The organism is Streptomyces coelicoflavus, assembly GCF_003112555.1.
Lineage (GTDB): Bacteria > Actinomycetota > Actinomycetes > Streptomycetales > Streptomycetaceae > Streptomyces > Streptomyces coelicoflavus.
The window spans coordinates 146,796-165,377 of the sequence record NZ_BEWB01000011.1 but is presented as its reverse complement, the minus strand read 5'-3'; the positions used below and the strand labels follow the sequence as shown (position 1 = coordinate 165,377).

The 18,582-nt window shown below is 74.9% G+C and carries 18 protein-coding genes and 1 pseudogene; 9 read left to right on the top strand and 10 right to left on the bottom strand.

Annotated features, from left to right (window positions below):
• The first annotated feature begins 3 nt into the window (after nucleotides 1-3).
• On the top strand, nucleotides 4-753 hold the full coding sequence (locus Sco07f_RS26615) for an SDR family NAD(P)-dependent oxidoreductase (protein WP_007388709.1): 750 nt from the start codon (nucleotides 4-6) through the stop codon (nucleotides 751-753).
• Nucleotides 754-766: 13 nt separating this feature from the next.
• On the opposite strand, the gene Sco07f_RS26610 is transcribed toward Sco07f_RS26615, so the two are convergent.
• The 4 genes from Sco07f_RS26610 to Sco07f_RS26595 all read right to left on the bottom strand — a co-directional run bounded on the left by Sco07f_RS26610 (nucleotide 767) and on the right by Sco07f_RS26595 (nucleotide 4,003).
• Nucleotides 767-1,360 (bottom strand): TetR/AcrR family transcriptional regulator, encoded by a 594-nt coding sequence (locus tag Sco07f_RS26610; protein WP_108989407.1) that lies wholly within the window; start codon nucleotides 1,358-1,360, stop codon nucleotides 767-769.
• A gap of 1 nt (nucleotide 1,361) precedes the next feature.
• Nucleotides 1,362-1,931 (bottom strand): hypothetical protein, encoded by a 570-nt coding sequence (locus tag Sco07f_RS26605; protein WP_108989406.1) that lies wholly within the window; start codon nucleotides 1,929-1,931, stop codon nucleotides 1,362-1,364.
• A gap of 66 nt (nucleotides 1,932-1,997) precedes the next feature.
• A complete protein-coding gene (murQ, locus tag Sco07f_RS26600) occupies nucleotides 1,998-2,933 on the bottom strand; it encodes an N-acetylmuramic acid 6-phosphate etherase (RefSeq protein ID WP_054103584.1) in 936 nt (311 codons plus the stop codon).
• Nucleotides 2,934-3,031: 98 nt separating this feature from the next.
• The gene (locus tag Sco07f_RS26595; RefSeq protein WP_042826375.1) at nucleotides 3,032-4,003 is read right to left on the bottom strand and encodes a MurR/RpiR family transcriptional regulator; all 972 of its coding nucleotides are present in this window, start codon (nucleotides 4,001-4,003) and stop codon (nucleotides 3,032-3,034) included.
• A gap of 55 nt (nucleotides 4,004-4,058) precedes the next feature.
• Between Sco07f_RS26595 and Sco07f_RS26590 the strand changes: the two genes are divergently transcribed.
• Both Sco07f_RS26590 and Sco07f_RS26585 read left to right on the top strand, forming a co-directional pair.
• Nucleotides 4,059-4,439 carry a DUF8819 family protein gene (locus tag Sco07f_RS26590; protein WP_007450759.1) on the top strand — a complete coding sequence of 127 codons (381 nt, stop codon included), beginning with the start codon at nucleotides 4,059-4,061 and terminating at the stop codon, nucleotides 4,437-4,439.
• 10 nt (nucleotides 4,440-4,449) lie between these two features.
• Entirely contained in the window at nucleotides 4,450-4,749 is a 300-nt protein-coding gene (locus tag Sco07f_RS26585; RefSeq protein WP_087790508.1) for a DUF4031 domain-containing protein, read from the top strand.
• Here the strand turns inward: Sco07f_RS26585 and Sco07f_RS26580 are convergent.
• Both Sco07f_RS26580 and Sco07f_RS26575 read right to left on the bottom strand, forming a co-directional pair.
• Nucleotides 4,731-5,828, bottom strand: a complete 1,098-nt coding sequence (locus tag Sco07f_RS26580; protein ID WP_108989405.1) for a GNAT family N-acetyltransferase — start codon at nucleotides 5,826-5,828, stop codon at nucleotides 4,731-4,733. The genes Sco07f_RS26585 and Sco07f_RS26580 overlap by 19 nt on opposite strands.
• 10 nt (nucleotides 5,829-5,838) lie before the next feature.
• A complete protein-coding gene (locus Sco07f_RS26575; protein WP_007450761.1) occupies nucleotides 5,839-6,552 on the bottom strand; it encodes an HD domain-containing protein in 714 nt (237 codons plus the stop codon).
• Nucleotides 6,553-6,652: 100 nt separating this feature from the next.
• Here Sco07f_RS26575 and Sco07f_RS26570 point away from each other — a divergent pair, with 100 nt between their 5' ends.
• The 3 genes and pseudogenes from Sco07f_RS26570 to Sco07f_RS26560 all read left to right on the top strand — a co-directional run bounded on the left by Sco07f_RS26570 (nucleotide 6,653) and on the right by Sco07f_RS26560 (nucleotide 8,813).
• Nucleotides 6,653-7,312 carry a TetR/AcrR family transcriptional regulator gene (locus Sco07f_RS26570; RefSeq protein ID WP_007450755.1) on the top strand — a complete coding sequence of 220 codons (660 nt, stop codon included), beginning with the start codon at nucleotides 6,653-6,655 and terminating at the stop codon, nucleotides 7,310-7,312.
• 10 nt (nucleotides 7,313-7,322) lie between these two features.
• Nucleotides 7,323-8,038: pseudogene (locus Sco07f_RS26565) on the top strand (maleylpyruvate isomerase family mycothiol-dependent enzyme).
• A gap of 85 nt (nucleotides 8,039-8,123) precedes the next feature.
• Entirely contained in the window at nucleotides 8,124-8,813 is a 690-nt protein-coding gene (locus Sco07f_RS26560; RefSeq protein ID WP_108989404.1) for a copper homeostasis protein CutC, read from the top strand.
• 192 nt (nucleotides 8,814-9,005) lie between these two features.
• Here Sco07f_RS26560 and Sco07f_RS26555 read toward each other — a convergent pair whose 3' ends face one another.
• Nucleotides 9,006-11,054: a HelD family protein gene (locus Sco07f_RS26555; protein ID WP_108989403.1), complete on the bottom strand. Its 2,049-nt coding sequence runs from the start codon at nucleotides 11,052-11,054 to the stop codon at nucleotides 9,006-9,008.
• 345 nt (nucleotides 11,055-11,399) lie between these two features.
• Between Sco07f_RS26555 and Sco07f_RS26550 the strand changes: the two genes are divergently transcribed.
• Both Sco07f_RS26550 and Sco07f_RS26545 read left to right on the top strand, forming a co-directional pair.
• Nucleotides 11,400-11,585 carry a hypothetical protein gene (locus Sco07f_RS26550; RefSeq protein WP_007390268.1) on the top strand — a complete coding sequence of 62 codons (186 nt, stop codon included), beginning with the start codon at nucleotides 11,400-11,402 and terminating at the stop codon, nucleotides 11,583-11,585.
• Between the two features lie 116 nt (nucleotides 11,586-11,701).
• Nucleotides 11,702-12,079 carry a hypothetical protein gene (locus tag Sco07f_RS26545; RefSeq protein ID WP_108989402.1) on the top strand — a complete coding sequence of 126 codons (378 nt, stop codon included), beginning with the start codon at nucleotides 11,702-11,704 and terminating at the stop codon, nucleotides 12,077-12,079.
• Between the two features lie 18 nt (nucleotides 12,080-12,097).
• On the opposite strand, the gene Sco07f_RS26540 is transcribed toward Sco07f_RS26545, so the two are convergent.
• The 3 genes from Sco07f_RS26540 to Sco07f_RS26525 all read right to left on the bottom strand — a co-directional run bounded on the left by Sco07f_RS26540 (nucleotide 12,098) and on the right by Sco07f_RS26525 (nucleotide 16,986).
• On the bottom strand, nucleotides 12,098-13,744 hold the full coding sequence (locus tag Sco07f_RS26540; RefSeq protein ID WP_007450742.1) for a DNA repair helicase XPB: 1,647 nt from the start codon (nucleotides 13,742-13,744) through the stop codon (nucleotides 12,098-12,100).
• A gap of 78 nt (nucleotides 13,745-13,822) precedes the next feature.
• Nucleotides 13,823-14,011, bottom strand: coding sequence for a hypothetical protein (locus Sco07f_RS26535; protein WP_108989401.1), 189 nt, complete (start codon nucleotides 14,009-14,011; stop codon nucleotides 13,823-13,825).
• A gap of 377 nt (nucleotides 14,012-14,388) precedes the next feature.
• Nucleotides 14,389-16,986: a helicase C-terminal domain-containing protein gene (locus tag Sco07f_RS26525; RefSeq protein ID WP_108989400.1), complete on the bottom strand. Its 2,598-nt coding sequence runs from the start codon at nucleotides 16,984-16,986 to the stop codon at nucleotides 14,389-14,391.
• 139 nt (nucleotides 16,987-17,125) lie between these two features.
• Between Sco07f_RS26525 and Sco07f_RS26520 the strand changes: the two genes are divergently transcribed.
• Nucleotides 17,126-18,130: a hypothetical protein gene (locus Sco07f_RS26520; protein ID WP_087790517.1), complete on the top strand. Its 1,005-nt coding sequence runs from the start codon at nucleotides 17,126-17,128 to the stop codon at nucleotides 18,128-18,130.
• Nucleotides 18,131-18,582: the final 452 nt, after the last annotated feature.

The following is an 18,582-nucleotide window of genomic DNA, read 5'->3' as shown; positions in this document are numbered from 1 at the left end:
ACCATGGGACAGCTCGAAGGCAGGACGGCCGTCGTCACCGGCGGCGGCACGGGGATCGGCCTGGCCAGTGCGGTGCGGCTGGCGGACGAGGGCGCGCACGTGTTCATCACCGGGCGGCGCAAGACCGCGCTGGACGCGGCCGTGGAGATCATCGGTGCGGAGCGGGTCACGGCGGTGGCCGGTGACGTCTCGGACCCGGCCGACCTGGACCGGCTCTACGACGCGGTCCGCGCCCGCGGCCGGGGGCTCGACGTGGTCTTCGCCAACGCGGCGACCGCCTCGCTCGTGCCGCTGGAGGAGATCACCGCGGAGCGGTACGAGGAGATCTTCGGCGTCAACGTGCGGGGCACCCTCTTCACTGTGCAGAAGGCGCTGCCGCTGCTCAACGACGGCGCCTCGGTGATCCTCAACGCCTCCACCGCCGCCGACAACGGCGCGGAGGCGTTCAGCCTGTACGCCGCCTCCAAGGCCGCCGTCCGGACCTTCGCGCGGGGCTGGGCGAACGAGCTCAAGGGCCGGGGCGTGCGGGTCAACGCGATCTCACCCGGCCCGGTCGACACCCCCGGGATCACCAACCTCTTCGGCGAGTCGAACGCGCCCACCGTCCACACGAAGCTCGCCGGGGAAACCGCCATCGGCCGGATGGGGCGACCCGAGGAGGTCGCCGCCGTGGTGGCCTTCCTCGCCTCGGACCAGAGCAGCTTCGTCCTCGGCGCCAACTGGTACGTCGACGGCGGCGAGAACCAGATCTGACCCGGCGGCGGGATCAGTCCCGGGCCGGTCCGTCCGGCGCGACGATGCGTTCGACCGCCGCCGTCACCAGCTGGTCCCGCTCCTCCTCGGTGAACACGTCCGGCAGCGTGAGCCGTTCGACGATCAGCCAGTTCAGGGCGAGCATGAGCAGCTTGACGGCCATGGCGTCGCCGGGGAGGCCGGACGCCTCGTGGTGGGCGACGTTGGCGGCGACGTCCTCGCGGACGCGTTCGGTCAGCACCGCGCGCAGCTCCGGGCGCCGGGTGGCCTCCAGGCGCAGTTCGAGCAGGGCGAGGTAGCCGGTGCGGAACCCGGCGACCCGGTCGACCAGTTCGCGCATCAGCCGCACGTAGGTGTCGCGGTCGCGGGGGGCCGTGCGCTGGCGCGCCAGGGCGGCCTCGCCGGGGTGCAGCCGCTCGTAGACCCGGGCGCCCGCCTGGGTGAGCAGGTCGTCGCGGTTGGTGAAGTAGTTGGACGCGGTGCCGGGCGGGACGGCCGCCTCCGTGTCCACCGCCCGGAAGGTCAGCCCCCGGGCGCCCTGCTCGGCCAGCACCTCGATCGCCGCGTCGACGAGGGCCGCACGGCGCTGGTCGTTGCGTCTCACCACGTCACAGCCCGCCCATCGGCTCGGTGTCCACGCGTACCGGCGTGCCCCACACCCGCAGCACCTCGTAGTCGGTGAACTCGTGGACGAGCCGGTAGGCCATCGCGGCGTGCGGGCCGCGCAGTTGGGCCGCGATGTACAGCTCGGCCTCGCGGCGGTCGCGGCGCGGGGTGCCGCACAGCTGCCACGTCTGGCCGTTCCACAGCTCGGGCAGCCAGCGCTGCTGGGGCTGCGGGCGGTCGCCCCGGACGCCGTAGCGGGACTGGACCGGCTCGGCGGGCCGGGACGCCGGCGGTCCGCCGCCGTACTCGGCGCGGCGGGCGGTGCGGCGGCGGGTCTCGCACAGCAGGCACAGGTCGGGGGCGGCCTTGTCGACCGGGCCGTTCGGGTGCTCGGGGCAGCGGGTGCTGGGGGCCGTCGTCGTGACGCTCTCCTCCAGCTGGTCCAGCGCGCGCTTCAGGTCCGCGCGGACCTCGTGCAGCTTGGTCTCCGGCGTGTCGGCGGTCAGGGCCTCGCCGTGCTCACCGAGGAGACGCAGGGCGCGGCCCAGGGCGGTCAGCTGGGCGTGGTTCATGTCCTTCAGAATCGCACACGGCGCCGACGGCCCCGGGCATCCGGCCGGACGGGACGGACGGGGCGGTCAGCCGTGTGCCGCCGTCAGCGCCGCCCGCAGATGGCCGCCGGACTCGGTCAGGAGGCGGGCGGCCGTCGGGCCGTCCACGTCGGCCAGCAGGACCAGGATCGCGTGCTTCACCTCGCCGTCGGTCGCCGTCAGGGCGCGCTCGATCTCGTCGTCGGCGGCACCGGTGGCGAGCGCGACGATACGGCGCGAGCGGGCCCGCAGCTTCTCGTTGGAGGCGCGCACGTCCACCATCAGGTTCCCGTACGTCTTCCCGAGCCGGATCATGGTGATCGTCGACAGCATGTTCAGGACCAGCTTCTGCGCCGTGCCCGCCTTCAGCCGCGTCGATCCTGTGAGCAGCTCGGGCCCGGTCACCACCTCGATGCCGTGCTCCGCGGCGGCGGCCAGGGCGCTGCCCCGGTTGCAGGCGAGGCCGACGGTCAGGGCGCCGAGCGAGCGGGCGTGCTCGACGGCGCCGACGGCGTACGGGGTGCGACCGGAGGCGGAGACGCCGACCACCGTGTCCTCGGCGGTGAGCGCGAGGGCGTCCAGGTCGGCGCGGGCCATCTCCGGGGAGTCCTCGGCGCCCTCGACGGAGGTGACCATCGCGTCCGGGCCGCCCGCGATCAGGCCGACGACCTGCCCGGGGCCGGTGTTGAAGGTGGGCGGGCACTCCGAGGCGTCCAGCACGCCGAGCCGGCCGGCCGTACCGGCGCCCGCGTAGACCAGCCGCCCGCCGCGCGCCATCCGGGCGGCCACGGCGTCGATCGCGGCGGCGATCTCGGGCAGCCGCTCACCGACGGCGGCGGGCACGGCGGCGTCCTCGCCGTTCATCAGCCGCGCGATGTCGAGGGTGGGCAACTGATCGATCTCGGCCAGCTCCGGCCGGAACGCCTCGGTGGCCAACGTCTCCAACTGCGAACGCAGATCGGGGTGATGGGGGGTGGATGTCATGGAGATGCGGCTCTTTTCAACTTCCGGTGTCTGTAGATACCTAGGGGCGCGGGGAACTGCGCGACCAGCCACACGCGGCCCGCAGCCACTCACAAAGCTCAAGCCCTACGGTCCCCCGCGCCCCCGCGGAGCGCCCCGTGCCGATGCGCCAACGCCTCGTAGGACGCCGCCAGAGCCGGCGCGGTCGCCTCGTACGTCCGCTGCGCCACCCCCACGAACAGGCAGTCCACCACCAGCAGCTGACTGGTCCGCGACGACATCGCCGCCGGCCGCAGCTCGCTCTCCCGCGCGGTGGACGTGGTCAGCACGTGGTCGGCGTACTGGGTGACGGGACCGTCGGGGCGGCCGGTGATGGCGATGGTGGTCGCGCCGCGTTCGAAGGCCACCCGCAGCGGTTCGATGACGTCCCCCGTCGAGCCGGAGTGCGTGATCGCCAGCGCCACGTCCCCGGCGCGCAGTTGCACCGCGTTGGTGACGGCGAGGTGCGGATCGCCCGGCGCGTGGGCTATGAGCCCTATGCGCAGCATCTTCTGGGTGAGGTCCTGGGCGACCAGGTTGGAGGCGCCGATGCCGTACACGTCGGTGCGGCGGGCGGCGGCCAGGGCGGCGACGGCCGCGCCGAGCTGGACGGTGTCGAGACCGGCGGCCGTGTCCGCGAGGGTCTGCTGCTCGTCGTAGGCCAGCTTGGCGACCACGTCGGCGATCGGGTCGTCGACCGCGATGTCGGTGGTGATGGCGGGCGCGCGGCCGGACTGCTGCTGGGCGGCGAGCCCGGCGAGCGCGAGGCGCAGGTCGCGGTAGCCGGGGTAGCCGAGCAGCCGGGCGGTGCGCACGACGGTCGCCTCGCTGGTGCCGGTCAGCTCGGCCAGGCCGGTGACCGTGAGGGCCGCGCAGCCGGCCGGGTCGCCCGCGACGGCCTCGGCGACCCGCTGCATGGACCGCGTCATCGACGGCGCCAGGGTGCGGACCTTGGCCGCGAGCGCGGCGGGCGCGGGCGGTGCGCTCCCGCCACCGGTGGCCCGGCGGCCCCCGGAGGCACTGGCGAAAGTTTCCTTCACTTCATCGGTCACTCATGAAAGATATTTTCGTTTCGGTCCGCGGGTCAAGAGTGCGCACAATGGGTGCATGAACCCCATCAGCCCCCTGGAGCAGGCGCTGCACGCCGCCCGCGCCCTCGTGCTCGCCGACCTGGTGGCGGGCGAGGTCGCCGAACCGGACGTCGTGTCGCTGGTCGAGGAGTCCGTCGTGCAGCGGCGCTGGTGGGTCGAGCAGTGGCCGGAGGGCGTGGAGTTCGTGGCCGGGCTGGTCGCGCAGGACGTGCAGGACGCCCTGCTGGAGCGGTACGGCCGCTGGCCGCTGTGCCCGGTGTGCGGCTCCGGCGACCCGCACGCGCTGGACGTCGAGCCCGAGCTGGGACCCGACCCGCACTGGGTGTGCGGCAAGGCCGGCGTGAAGGTCGCGGCGGTCGGCTCGCTGGGCGCGGCCTCCGGCGGTGCCGCGTCGTGAGGACCCTGCGGTGACCGTCTACATCGACCCGCCGACCTGGCCGGGCCACGGCCGCCTCTGGTCGCACCTGGTCAGCGACGTCTCCTACGCCGAACTGCACGCCTTCGCCGAGGCCCTGGGCGTGCCGCGCCGCGCCTTCGAACGCGACCACTACGACCTGCCCGCCCGGCGGTACGCCGACGCCGTGTCCGCCGGCGCGCTGGAGGTCAGCAGCCGCGAGGTGGTGCGGCTGCTGCACGGGGCGGGACTGCGCCGCCGCAAGGGCGCGTCCCGCTCCGCCGCCCCGGATGCTCAGCGGCGCAGCTCGTAGACGAACTGCCCGCCGCCCTCGCCGCCGTCGCCGTCCTCCGCGCCGTCCCCGGTGATCCGGACGAACCCGGCGCGGGCGATGACGGCCTGCGACGCGGTGTTCTCCGGCTCGGTCGTCGCGCGCACGGAGGTCACCGCCTCCCGGCCCAGCGCCCACTCGGTCAGCGCCCGCAGTCCCTCGGTCGCGTAGCCGTTGCCCCGGGCCGCCTCGGCGAGGTCGTAGCCGATTTCCACCCGGCCCTTCTCGTCCGGCACCCCGTGGAAGCCGATGCCGCCGACCGCGCGCCCGTCCTCGCGCCGGACCAGGACGAAGACCCCCCACACCGGGCGGTGGACCCCCGTCTCGTAGGCCTTCACCAGCATTCCGGCGGCGTCCCGGGTGCCCTGGTAGGGCCCGCCGTCGATCCACGCGAAGCCGCCGTCGCCGCCCGCGGCGAGGTCGGTGGCGGCGGCGGGCGTGAGGCCCTGGAGGGTGAGCCGCTCGGCCGGGACCACCAGGTTGTTGCGCCAGCGCCACTCGGTGACGGGGGCCCGTCCGGGCAGGTCGCCGCGCCCGGTGGCCCACAGCAGGGTGCGCCAGGGGTCGGCGTCGGGCCTCACGTGCGGGAAGAGCCGGGCGAGGAGGTCCGCGCACCGCTCGGCGGGCGGTTCGTAGCTCAGCCCGAGGCCTTCGGCGATGTCGTGCGTGTGCAGGAGCACCTCGGTGATCCCCATCGCGGCGAAGCCCTCGCGGTCCGCGCCGCGGAAGGGGTACGGGTGGAAGGCCCGGACCTCGCGCGGGGTGGTGCGGACGGCGGCGGCGAGCAGCGCGCCGGTCGTCTCGATCACCTGGAGCACGTCCTCGTTGCCGGTGCCCTCGTCGAGGGTGATCTCGAACGGCACGTACGCCTCGGTGGCGCGTCCGGCGAGCTGCCCGGCGTAGGCGATGAGGTCGCTCGCGACGTGCTCCGCCGTGTACCGGCAGTCCCAGTCGAGCCGTCCGGCCCGGGTCGCGCGCCAGTCCCGGTCCGTCGCCGTCCGCAGCAGCGCCACGGCGCCCGCGACGGCCTCTTCCACCTGTTCCCCGCCCAGTGTTCGCATGCGGGGCAGGCTAGGGGCCGGGGGTGTCCGGGAGCGACAGCATTTCCAGCTCGCCGGTGAGGTTGTGGCGGGCGGTGGCCTCCCACTCCCGCCGTCCGTGCGGGGTGTGGAACAGACCGGGCAGGCCGAGGAGTTGGCGCAGGATCGCGGCCCGGCCCGCGCGGAAGGCGTCGTTCGGGACGAAGTGGTACTCCTCGCGGACGGCCGCCGTGTACGCCGCGTACGCCGACGGCGGCGAGGCGAGGACCGCCAGGTCCGCGTCGCACAGCACCTGCCCGTCGCGGTCGTCGGCGGCCGGGGCGTGGGTTTCGGTGAGCCGGACCAGCCGCGCCACCTCGGCGGTCCGCTCCGCCGGGACCCCGGCCTCGGGCAGCGCCCGCTCGGCGAGCCGGGCCGAGCGCTCCTCGTTCTCCGACCGCTCGGGCAGGTAGACGGCGTCGTGGAACCAGGCGGCGAGGCGTACGGCGTCCACGTCGTCGGCGTGCTCCGCGAGGACGTCGATGTGATCCAGGACCGCGGTGAGGTGCGCGAGGGTGTGATAGCGCCGCTGGGGCTCCTGCCAGCGGGCGAGGAGGTTGTCGGCGTACGGCGCGGGGTCGGGGACGGCGGCGGCTCGCGTGCCGGGCGCGGCACCGGGAGCGGTGGCCCCCGCCAGGGCGCGGGCGAAGCGGGAGCGCAGGGCGTCGAGGTCGGCGGACTCGGCGGGACCGGTTCGGGCGGGCATGGACGCATTCTCCCAGATAATGTTCGTGATAGCTTCTAACCGCCCTGTGGGAATTCCGGCCGGTCGGGCCGGACGAGAGCCGAGAGGCGGCGGACGGACCATGCCCGAGGCGCGTACCAGCACCCCGCGCGAGCGGTACCGCACCCAGGTGCGCGCGGAGATCAAGGAACACGCCTGGGAGCAGATCGCCACGGCGGGCGCCTCCGCGCTCTCCCTCAACGCGATCGCCAAGCGGATGGGCATGAGCGGGCCCGCGCTCTACCGCTACTTCGACGGGCGCGACGAGCTGATCACGGAACTCATCCGGGACGCCTACCGCAGCCAGGCCGACACCCTCCGGGCGGCCGCCGACGCCGGTGCCGGCCTGGCCGGTCTCGCGCACGCCCTGCGCGCCTGGGCCCTGGACGACCCGCAGCGCTACCTCCTCATCTTCGGCACCCCCGTCCCCGGCTACCGGGCGCCCGACGACGTCACCGAGATCGCCGCCGAGACCATGGCGGTCATCGTCGGCGCCTGTGCCGCGCTGCCGTCCGCATCGCCCTCGGACGGCACCGCCGACGCGTTCGACGCGCACCTCGAGGACCACCGGCAGTGGGCGGGCGACGACCCGGCACCCTCCCCGGTGCTCCACCGCGCCCTGTCCTTCTGGTCCCGGCTGCACGGCGTCCTCTCCCTGGAACTCGCCGGCCAGTACACCGGCATGGGCTTCGACCCGGCCCTTCTCTTCGACGCCGAACTGAAGGACCTGCTGGGCCCCTAACGTGGAGTCCATGACGACTCCCGCAGACCAGCACGACGCACGCGACCCCGAACTGCCCGGCCGGCTGCTGACCCTCGAACGCGACGCACTGGTGCCCCTGCTGCGCTCCCGCCCGGACGCGGACTTCGCGCTGCCGGTGGCCGCGTGTCCGGGCTGGACCGTGCGCGACGTGCTGGCGCACTGCTCCAGCGCCCTGATCCGGGTGGTGGAGCGGCGCTTCGAGAAGGGCGTCTTCTCGCCCGAGTCCAATGACCGGGACATCGCCGAACGCGCCGACTGGAGCCACGCCCGCGTCGTCGACGAACTGGAACGCGGCATGACCGAGGCGGGCGCGGTGATCGCCCGGTCGGACGGCAGGCTGGACGCCGTCGCCCTGGGCATGGGGGTCCCCCCACGCCTTTGAGGCAGTGGGGGAGGGTGCACGCCGGTGACGTACGGGTCGCCTTCGGCGAGCCCGGGGCGTACACGGGGCGCGGGCTGCCGGAGGCACTCGCGCTGCTCGGCGCGATCACCCGGGCGCGCGGTCACGTGCCGCTCCACGCCGACCTGGACGAACTCGACGAGCCCCTGAAGCTGGGCGAGGCCGGCGGCGAGCGGCCGCCGGGCCGCTACATCGGCGACGGCCCCACCCTCGTACGGCTCTACGCGGGCCGCCCGCTGGACGGAGCGGCGGGCTACGAGCTGGCCGGGGTGGAGGCGAAGGAGCTGAACATCTTCGGCGGCTGAGCGGCGACGCGGGGCCCCGGGCCCGCCGTCGGGCGCGTAGTCTTGGATTGGACTAGACCTGTAGCAGGCCGACGAATGGGGTCCCATGAGCAAGCGTGCAGTCCTGGAGGTGATCGCCCTCGACGCCGAGGACGCGGTCGCCGCCCAGGCCGGAGGCGCGGATCGCCTCGAACTGGTCACCGACATGGCGGCCGACGGACTCACCCCGTCGGCCTCGACCGTCGCCACGATCCGCGCCGCCGTCGACATCGACGTACGGGTGATGCTGCGGCTCGCGGACGGCTTCGCCGCCGGTGACGTCGAGCGGCTGGCACGCGTCGCCGGTGAGCTGCGGGAGGCCGGGGCCACGCAGTTCGTGCTGGGGTTCCTGGACGCGGAGGGCGACGTGGACCTCGGGGCGGTGGAGCAGATCGCCAAGGTGCTGGACGGGTGCCGGTGGACGTTCCACCGCGCGATCGACCGGGCCGCGGACCGGGACGCGCTGCGCAAGCAGCTCGCGGACTTCCCCGGCCTCGACACGTATCTGACGGCGGGCGCGGCCGGGGGCGTCGACGAGGGCCTGAGCGTGCTGCTCGCGGAGGCGCGGCGGCGCGGTGAGCCGGGGTACGAGCAGCAGCTGCTGGTGGGCGGCGGACTGCGGCTCGACCACGTGCCGGGGCTGCTGGACGCGGGGATCGACGGGTTCCACATCGGCGGGGCGGCGCGGCCCGCGGGGTGGGACGGGCCGGTGTCGGCGGACGCGGTTGCGGAGTGGCGGCGAGTGTTGGGCGCGTAGCCGCCCCCTCCAGCTGCGGGCAGTCGTGCCTCCCCCAGTGCCTGAACGGCCTGGGAGGTGCCCCCAGGGCGGCACGGGTGGGCGGTGGGGGCACCTCCCGCTCGAGTGAAGCCGAGAGTGGGGGAGGCACCCGGCCAGCGCCGGCCGGCGTCCTCCCGTACCTCGGCGCACGACTGAACGCAGCTGGAGTGGTCAGGCCAGCTGCGGCGGCAACCCCGTGCCGTGGGTCACGATCAGTCCCGACACCGCTCGGGTCAGCGCCACGTACAGGCGGCGCAGCCCCGTCCGTTCGTCCGGCTCGCCGTCGACCACGGCCCGCGGCTCGTCCAGGACCACGTAGTCGTACTCCAGGCCCTTGGCCAGCGAGGCCGGTACCAGGGTCAGCCGGGTGGCGTGCGTGGTCTCCTCGCCGGGGCCGACGTGGCCGATCCCGGCCGCCGCCAGGGCCGCCGCCAGCTCCGGCACCCGCGCGTCGGCGGCGATCAGGCCGACGGAGCCCTCCCGTTCCAGCAGCTCACGGCAGGCGGACAGCACGTCGGCCGTGCCCGCGTCGGCGGCCGTACGGATGTCGAAGAAGCCCGGGTTCTCGCGGATCGACGCGACCGGCGTCAGCCCCGGCGCGATGTGCGGCAGCAGCCGGGACGCGTAGGCGATGACGTCCGTCGGCACACGGAAACCGGCCGTCAGCTCCTCGACCACCGCCTCGCCCTTGCCCAGGTGCCCCAGTGCCTCCGCCCAGCTCCGGGTCGCCCACGGCGTGGTGCCCTGCGCCAGGTCGCCGAGGACGGTCGCCGAGCCGGTGGTGCAGCGCCGGCCCACCGCGCGGTACTGCATCGGGGACAGGTCCTGCGCCTCGTCGAGGACCACGTGCCCGAGGGAGTGGGTGCGCTCGACGAGGTCGGTGGCCTCGTCGATCAGTACGGCGTCGGCGGGCGACCACTTGGCGGACTTCACCGAGCGGGCCGGCTTCACCCACAGCACCGCCTTCTGCTCGTCCCCGGTCAGGATCCCCTCGGCGTGCTCGGCGAGGAAGTCCGCGTCGGCGAGCAGACGCAGGACCAGCCTGGCCGGGTCGACCTGCGGCCAGACCGACTTCACCAGCGCCTTCACGGCCGCGTTGCGCGCCACCGCGTTCTGCACCCGGTCGTCCGGCGCCTCGCCCGCCCGCTCCATCTGCACCAGCACGGCGTGCGCGATCCGCTGCGGCAGCGCCTCGCGGGCGGCGCCGTAGCGGATGTCGCGGGCGAGCAGCTCGCGGACGATCTCCTCCAGCTCGTACACCGGCACCCGCCAGCGGCGCGAGCCGCGCACCACGACGACGCCCTCGGTGGGCGGGACCACGTGGGAGTAGAGGGCCCGGCGCAGCACCTCCGCCATCCGCGCGTCGCCCTTGATCACCGCCGTCGCCGCCTCGTCCGTGCCGCGCACCTCGACGTGGGCCACCAGGTCGTCGACGGTCGCCTGGCGCACCGTCAGCTCGCCGAGGGCCGGGAGGACCTGCTCGATGTAGTGCAGGAAGGACCGGTTCGGGCCGATGACCAGCGTGCCGGTGCGGGCCAGGCGCTCTCGGTGCGCGTACAGCAGGTAGGCGACCCGGTGCAGGCCGACGGCGGTCTTCCCGGTACCGGGACCGCCCTGCACGCAGACCGAGCCGGCCAGGCCGGCGCGCACGATCTCGTCCTGCTCGGGCTGGATGGTCGCCACGATGTCCCGCATCGGTCCGACGCGGGGCCGCTCGATCTCCTCCTGGAGCAGCCTGCTGGTGGTCGCCGCCTCGGCCGGGTCGAGGAGGTGCTCGTCCTCGTACGCGGTCAGGTCCCCGGCGGTGTAGCCGAAGCGGCGGCGCAGCGAGACGTCCTGCGGGTCCTTCTTCGACGCCCGGTAGAACGGCTGCGAGACCGGCGCCCGCCAGTCGATCACCATCGGGTCGCCGTCCGCGTCGTGCACGTGCCGCCGCCCGACGTAGAAGCGTTCCCCTTCGCCGCCCTCGGCCTGTTCGGCCCCCGGGGCGTGCAGGTAGTCGAGGCGGCCGAAGAAGAGCGGGGTCTCGCTGAGGTCGGCGAGCGCCTTGATGCGCTGCTCGATCTGCGCCTCCAGCACCGCGGCGTTGACCCAGTTCGCGGTCACGTCGGTGATGTCGAGGGACTCGACGTCCTCGCGCATGGCGCGCAGCGCGGAACGGGACGCGGCCAGGTGGGAGCGTTCCCTGGAGAGGGGGTCGTCGTGGACGGGCGTGGACAAGGGGGTGCCTCCGGATGACCTGCGGTGTGGTGGGCGCGCTGTCGGCGCGCGACGGACCGACCGGTTTCCGTCCGGACGGAAAAATCACTGCGGCCCGTTAGGGCCTCGGTTGAGGGTGGCGGTGGGAGACGGGCGGGCACTCCGTGGGGAGGCGGGCAAGAGCGGAGATTCTAGGGGAGCGGGGGAGGTGCGGGCCAACCGTTTTTCTCCGCCCGGTGTGCGACCCCTAGGGGATCGGGTCATCCGCGCTGGGGGACGCGCTCCCTCCACGGTCGTAGCGGAGCGGGCGGGGATTGGGTCCGAAGACCGATGCCGGGCGGGGGTGCGCAGTCGCACCATGGAGACATGAGCGCAGCAACCATCTCCCCCGCCCCGGCACCGGGCCGCGCGTCCGGTGCCACGCCCGTGGCCGGCAGCCACCGGCACCGGCTCGGCGACGCGGTGCGCGCCGTGCGGGTGTTCGCGGGCGCCGCCTTCGACGTGGTCATCCTCGGCGAGTACGGCGAGGAGGCAGGCGTCCGCCGCCGGTGACCCCCGCGCCGCCGCCCGGCCGTCGTCCGCCCGGCGCCCGGTCTGAGTAGCCGGTCCGCACCGGTTGAGTACCCGCGCCGGTGCGCGGCGGCCGGCCGCGCGGCTTGGCTGGCCGCATGACCCCACAGCCCTACACGACGACGCGGCCCCTGCCCGCCCCGACCGACCGGGACCGGCGTGCCTGGGTGGCGCCGACGGCCGCCACGCTGGCCCTGGTGCTCCTGGTCCCGCCGGCGCTGCTCTTCGGCATGCTGTCGCCGATGGCCACCGACAGCTGCGGGCCCGACGACTGCTCGAAGGCGCTGACGACCACGCTCACCCTGGTCATGGTCCTCCTGGTCCCCGGCGGGCTCGTCACCTTCGTCACCTGGTGCACCGCCTGGCTGCTCCCGAGGACGCAGCGCTGGTCGGTGCCGCGCGCCCTGCTGGCGACCGTCTCGGTGCTGCCGCCGCTGTGCGTACTGCTGCTGGTGTTCACGCTCCCTGCCGGATGACGACCGGCACCGGTCGGCTCAGCTTCCCTCCGCCAGGACGTCGTCCGCGTCCATGATCCGGTAGGCGTAGCCCTGTTCCGCCAGGAAGCGCTGACGGTGGGCGGCGAAGTCCTGGTCGAGGGTGTCGCGGGCGACGACCGAGTAGAAGTGCGCCTGGTGTCCGTCGGCCTTCGGCCGCAGCACCCGGCCCAGACGCTGGGCCTCCTCCTGCCGCGAGCCGAACGTGCCCGACACCTGGATGGCGACCGTCGCCTCCGGCAGATCGATCGAGAAGTTCGCGACCTTCGACACGACGAGGACACTGATCTCGCCCTGCCGGAAGGACTCGAAGAGCTTCTCCCGCTGGGCGTTGGACGTCTCGCCCTTGATGACCGGCGCGCCCAGGTGCTCGCCCAGCTCGTCCAGCTGGTCGATGTACTGGCCGATGACGAGGATCTGCTGCCCGGCGAACCGCCGCACGATGGCCTCCGTCACCTTCCGCTTGGTGTCGGTCGTCGCGCAGAAGCGGTACTTCTCCTCCGTCTCGGCGGTGGCGTACGCGAGCCGCTCCGAGTCGGTGAGGTTGACCCGGACCTCCACGCAGTCGGCGGGCGCGATGTAGCCCTGCGCCTCGATCTCCTTCCACGGCGCGTCGAACCGCTTCGGCCCGATCAGCGAGAACACGTCCGACTCGCGGCCGTCCTCGCGGACCAGGGTCGCGGTCAGGCCGAGGCGTCGCCGGGCCTGGAGGTCGGCGGTGAACTTGAAGACCGGCGCGGGCAGCAGGTGCACCTCGTCGTAGACGATCAGCCCCCAGTCCCGGGAGTCGAACAGCTCCAGGTGCGGGTAGACGCCCTTCCGGCGGGTCGTCAGCACCTGGTACGTGGCGATGGTGACCGGCCGGATCTCCTTGCGGGTGCCGCTGTACTCGCCGATCTCGTCCTCGGTCAGCGAGGTGCGCTTGACCAGCTCGTGCTTCCACTGCCGGGCGGAGACGGTGTTGGTGACCAGGATCAGCGTCGTCGACCTGGCCTGCGCCATCGCGCCCGCGCCGACCAGCGTCTTGCCCGCGCCGCAGGGGAGCACGACGACACCGCTGCCGCCGTGCCAGAAGTTCTCCACCGCCTGCTTCTGGTACGGGCGCAGCGCCCAGCCGTCCTCGGCCAGGTCGATCGGGTGCGCCTCGCCGTCGACGTACCCGGCGAGGTCCTCGGCCGGCCAGCCCAGCTTCAGCAGCGTCTGCTTGATCTGCCCGCGCTCGGAGGGGTGCACGGCCACCGTGTCGGCGTCGATGCGGGTGCCGACCAGCGGCGCGATCCGCTTCGACTTCAGGACCTCCTCCAGGACCGGCCGGTCGGTGGTCGTCAGGACCAGGCCGTGCGCGGGGTGCTTGGAGAGGGTGAGGCGGCCGTAGCGGTCCATCGTCTCGGCGATGTCGACGAGCAGCGCGTGCGGCACCGGGTAACGGCTGTACTCGACGAGCGCGTCCACGACCTGCTCGGCGTCGTGGCCCGCCGCCCGCGCGTTCCACAGGCCCAGCGGCGTCACCCGGTAGGTGTGGATGTGCTCCGGCGCCCGCTCCAGTTCGGCGAAGGGCGCGATGGCCCGACGGCAGTCGGCGGCCTGCTCGTGGTCGACTTCCAGGAGCAGGGTCTTGTCGGACTGGACGATCAGCGGACCATTCACGGGCGGCACCCTCTCGCGTGCGTACGGCCGGACGACGGCTCGGCCAAACGTCAAGTGTGCCTGATCGCGGGGCCGGGCCTACTGGAGAGCGATGCTGATGTCGTTGATGAGCGGCCCCTCCAGCGCGGCGGCCTTCGGGGCGAGCGCGCCGAGCAGCGCCGCCGCGGTGATCAGCGCGGCCACGGAGACGGCGACGGCGGACCGGGCGGTGGACCGGGCGGTGGGGTGGGTGCTGGAGCAGAGGGGGTCGTCGGTCCTGTCGCGCATGGGGGGCCTCTCAGAGGTGGTGCCGGGGAGGACGGCGGGCCGGGCCGGGGGACCTGGACCCGGCCCGCCGCGAGGTCGCGGAAGGGGTCGGGTCAGAGGGTGAGGCCCCCGCCGAGGTCGATGCCGACCGCGGCGGCCTCGGCGGTGAACGCGGCGACCAGCGTCGCGGTGGAGGCCAGGACGGTGGCGAGACGGCGAACTGCAGTGCGCATCGGGCTCTTCCTTTCGCTTCGGTGCAGGACACCCGGTGGCTGCCCGAGCCCCGGCGGCTCGATGCGGTTTATGAAAAAAGCTCCCTCTCAGGTGCGAATCACCCGGCGTGGCGTGCATGGATCACGCCGTACACCCGAAAGAGCGGCACCGCCCGCGACGCTCGCTCAGCCCTCGTCGTCGGCCAGCTCGGCCACGCCCGTGATCCGGTGCAGCGGATAGGTGCGCACCTCGTCCGCCGTGTGGTCGTACGCCGTGACGAAGCCGCCCTCGACCCGGATCGGCGCGATCACGCGCTGGCTGGCGGCGCCCTCGGCGTTCACGTAGCCGATCCACAGCGCCTCGCCGGTCAGGACCGCCGCCTGCATCGTGGCCAGCGTCTCCGCGGCGCCCGTGCGCGGCAGCGCGCCGTCCGGCGCCGCGTCCTCGCCGCCGCCCTCCCCGCCGGGGCCCGGCTTGCGCGGAGTCGTGGCGGCCAGGTCACCGGCCCGCACGGCCCGGACCGCCGCCGACAGGAGCGTGTCGTCGGGGGCCGGGGGACCGTCCGGGACCGGCTCGGGCGCCGCCCGCGGCGGGGTGCGGTGCGAGTCCGCGCGGGCGATCAGCACGTCACCGGCGGCGGACTCGGCGGCCGGCGCGAACCCGATCGCGCGCAGCCCCTCCAGGAGCGCCGCCGGGTCGGCCTGCGCCGCCAGCACGGTGGGCGCCAGCCGGCGCAGGCCCAGCCCGGCGGCCCGCTTGTCGGCGAGGATCTCGTCCAGCGTCGCGTCGTCGTCGCAGCGCACGTACGCCGAGGCCGCGCCCACCCGCAGCCGCCCGTGCCGCCGGGCCACGTCGTCGATCAGGTACGTCAGGGGCTGCGGCACCGGCGTACGGGAGTGCCGGGCGAGGAACGTGTGCAGGTCGGCGGCGCTCTGCCCGGCGTCCAGCGCACGGCGCACCGAGCCCGGCGTGAACCGGTAGACCGTCGCCCCGCCCTTGGACTCCACGTCCGCGAGCACCCCCAGCACGTCGGCAAGGCCGCGCTCCAGCGGCCCCGGCGCCACCGCCGTCAGGTCGGCCTGGAGCAGCACGTGGTCCAGCGGCTCGGGGAAGAGCGGCGCCAGCAGCCGGGCGGCGGCCGCGGTGGCGGCGGCCCGTTCGGCGGCGGTCGGGGGAGCGGCCACCGGCGGCATGCGGTGGTGGTGGACGGGGAGCTTGTCGCCCGGACCCTCGGGCTCCGACTCCTGCGCCTCCGCCGCCGGACGGGGCGCCTCGGGGGCGCCGATCAGGGCCCGCCCCGGCGCCGCCAGCGCACCGCGCCCGGTGACGCCCAGCAGCTCGGCCTCGGACAGCGTCCACCGGGCGATCCGGCCGCGCAGATCCTCGTCCCGCGTGCTCCCCGCCTCACGCTGCTCCCCCCGCGGGCCGCGCAGGGGGCGCTCCCAGCGCAGCCGGGCCAGCACCGACTCCTCGGCGGGCGACGCCCCCTCGGGCAGCCCCGCCAGCAGGGCCAGCACCCGGTGCCGCACCTCCGGCGCCGCCGAACGGTCCAGGTTCGGGCCCAGCGCCGAGAGCGTGCGGTCCTTCGCGTCCCGCCCGCCGACCACGCCCGGCGTCCGGGTGGCCGTCAGCCACACCGCCGCGAGGTGCGCCCAGCGCTCGGCCGGCGGCAGCTCGCGCCACTCGTCGTACGCCGGGGTCGCCGCGTACCGCTCGTCGGCCTCGCCGTCGGAGGCGATCAGCCCGGCGCCGTAGGCCAGCTCGACCCAGAACGCGGCGACCGGCTCCGGCACGTCCAGGGCGACCGCGGTCCGCTTCAGGTCGCGCACGCTCAGACCGCCCGCCCGCAGCACCGCCGGGCCGCCCTCGTCCCACTCCTTCAGCAGCTCCGCCACGGTCGCCAGCGCCGCCAGGGCCTGCCCGGCCGCGGTGGCGTCCACAACCTGTGGACGGTGCGACGCGGCCGCCTCCACCGGCGGCGGCACCGGCTCAGGCGTACGGTGCGCCCGGCCCGCGCGCAGATGCAGGGCCACCTCGCGGGGCAGCACGACCGTGCCGGGCGCGGTCGGCAGCAGCAGGCCCCGGTCGAGGAGGGCCCGCAGGTGCGCGGCGGGATCGTGGGTGACCTGGCCGTACGGCGGCCCCCACATCAGCCGGGCCAGCACCTCCCGCGACTCCCCGGGCAGCTCGGCGAGCAGCGCCGCCATCCGCCGCCGGTCGGCGAACAGGGCGCCGAGCGCGGACACGGCGGAGACCGAGTCGTGGGTCGAGGGCAGGCCGACGGCCGTGAGGATCTCCTGGATCCGGCCCGGTGACATCCCCGCCGTCGCCTCCCGCACGGTCGGGCCGAGCCCCGTCGGGGACGGGTGCTGCGGGGACGGCGCGAGCAGCTCACGGGCGGTGCGCACCAGCCGCAGCCGGTCGTCGGCACCCCACACCAGCGCCTGCTCGCGCAGCAGGGCGGCGGCCCGGGGCAGCGCGGCCGCGACGACGGGATCCTCCTCGTCGCCGCCCATCAGGGCGAGCAGCTCGCCGTACGACGCCGGGTCCGGCGCCACGGCCAGCGCCTCGGCCGTCTGGAGCGCGAACCGGTCCAGCCGCTCCAGCGCCCGCACGACCGAGGCACGGGTGCCGGCACGGGTGGCGAGCTGGGTGAGGTCGGTCGGCACGGGAGTGATGAGGTCGGGACGGCTGCGCAGGAGGGCGGCCAGCGAGACGTCCTCCCTGACGCGGAGCGCCTCCGCCAGGGACCGGGGGGCCGCGGACTTCTCCTCGGTGCTCATCCTGCCCACGTTAGCGGGTGGGTGCGACGGCGGAGGTGTGTGTGCGCGGGCGCGGTGCCGTCGGCCGGACGCGCGGGATTCGGTACCTTCGTCCGACGGGGTACGACGGATACCGCAACGCACCGCCCCGGAGGGGAACGTGGGGATCGAGAGCGACCAGGTCGTCTTCGAGTATCTGAGCCGTGTCGGCGACGTGGCCCAGCAGCGGCAGCTGCCGTCGGCCACCCGCATGCGGCTGGTGTCGGAGCTGCGCAACGAGATCGACCGGCACCGGGCGAAGACCACCGTGGACAGTCCCGCCGCCGTCCGCCGCATCCTGGACCGGCTCGGCGAGCCCGACGACATCGTCACCGCGGCGGGCGGCACCAGCGGCGTACGGGACCAGGCACCGGCCCCCACGGCGGTGCCCGAGCAGCGGGACCCCGGGCCCCGCGACGCCGAGCGGCGCAAGGGCCGGCGCCGCCCCGCACCCGAACCGCCGGCCGCCCGTCCGGGCGCCTCCCCGCCCCACCTGGCGAGCGCGCGGGAACTGGGCGACGTGGGCGAGGGCCGGCCGGACTGGTGGCGGGTCGACGACGGCCCCTTCGCCGGTACGGGCCTCGGCGACAGCGTCCCCGGGTTCGTCGGCGGCGTCGAGATCCCGGAGCTGCTCCGGAAACCGCCGGGTGCGCCGGACGAGGTGGAGAACGCGGAGAAGCGGGACGCCACCGGGCCGAAGGCCTCCCTGGAGGAGACCGAGGAGCCCGTCGCCGTGCCCGCGGGGAAGCGGGAGGGCCGCCGCCTGCCCCGCCTGTGGCCCGAGGGCGGCTGGAACAACCCCCTCCTCCTGCTCGCCGCGGCCCTCCTGCTCGCCGGCGCGGTGCTCGGCAACCTCGTCCCCCTGGGCCTGGGCTGGCTGATCGCCTACCTCTCCCGCCGGCTGACCCCGGCCCAGTCGAAGTGGGCCGTCCTGGGCCTGCCCGGCACGGTCGCCGCAGCGGGCGCCGTCTGGCTGTGGGGCCGCACCCAGAAGCGCTGGGGCGACGAGATCACCGAGGGCCACCTGAACGAGGCCGTCGCCGACACCTGGCCCTGGGTCCTGCGCGGCGCCGCCGTGGCCACCGCCCTCTACCTCCTCTGGCGCTCCCGCCGCCTCCGAGGCTGACCGCCCCGCGGCTGCCCCAGGCTGCTCCTCCCACGCTGACCGCCGCCCAGGCTGACCGCCTCGCGGTTGCCCCCCCCAGGGCTGGCCGCCCTGAGGCTGACCGCGCGGGGCTGACTGCCCTGCGGCTGCTCCTCCGACGCTGACTGCCCCGCGGCTGCCCCCACGCTGGCCGCTGCCCAGGCTGACCGCCGCCCACGCTGGCCGCCTCGCGGTTGCCCCCAGGGCTGGCCACCCCGAGGCTGACCGCCCGGGGCTGACTGCCCTGCGGCTGCTCCTACGACGTTGACTGGCCCGCGGCTGCCCCCAACGTTGGCCGCCCCGAGGCTGACCGCCCGGGGCTGACTGCCCTGCGGCTGCCCCTCCGAGGCTGACCGCCTTGCGGCTGCCCCACGCTGGCCGCCGCCCAGGCTGACCGCCTTGCGGCTGCCCCCCCAGCGCTGGCCGCCCCTGGC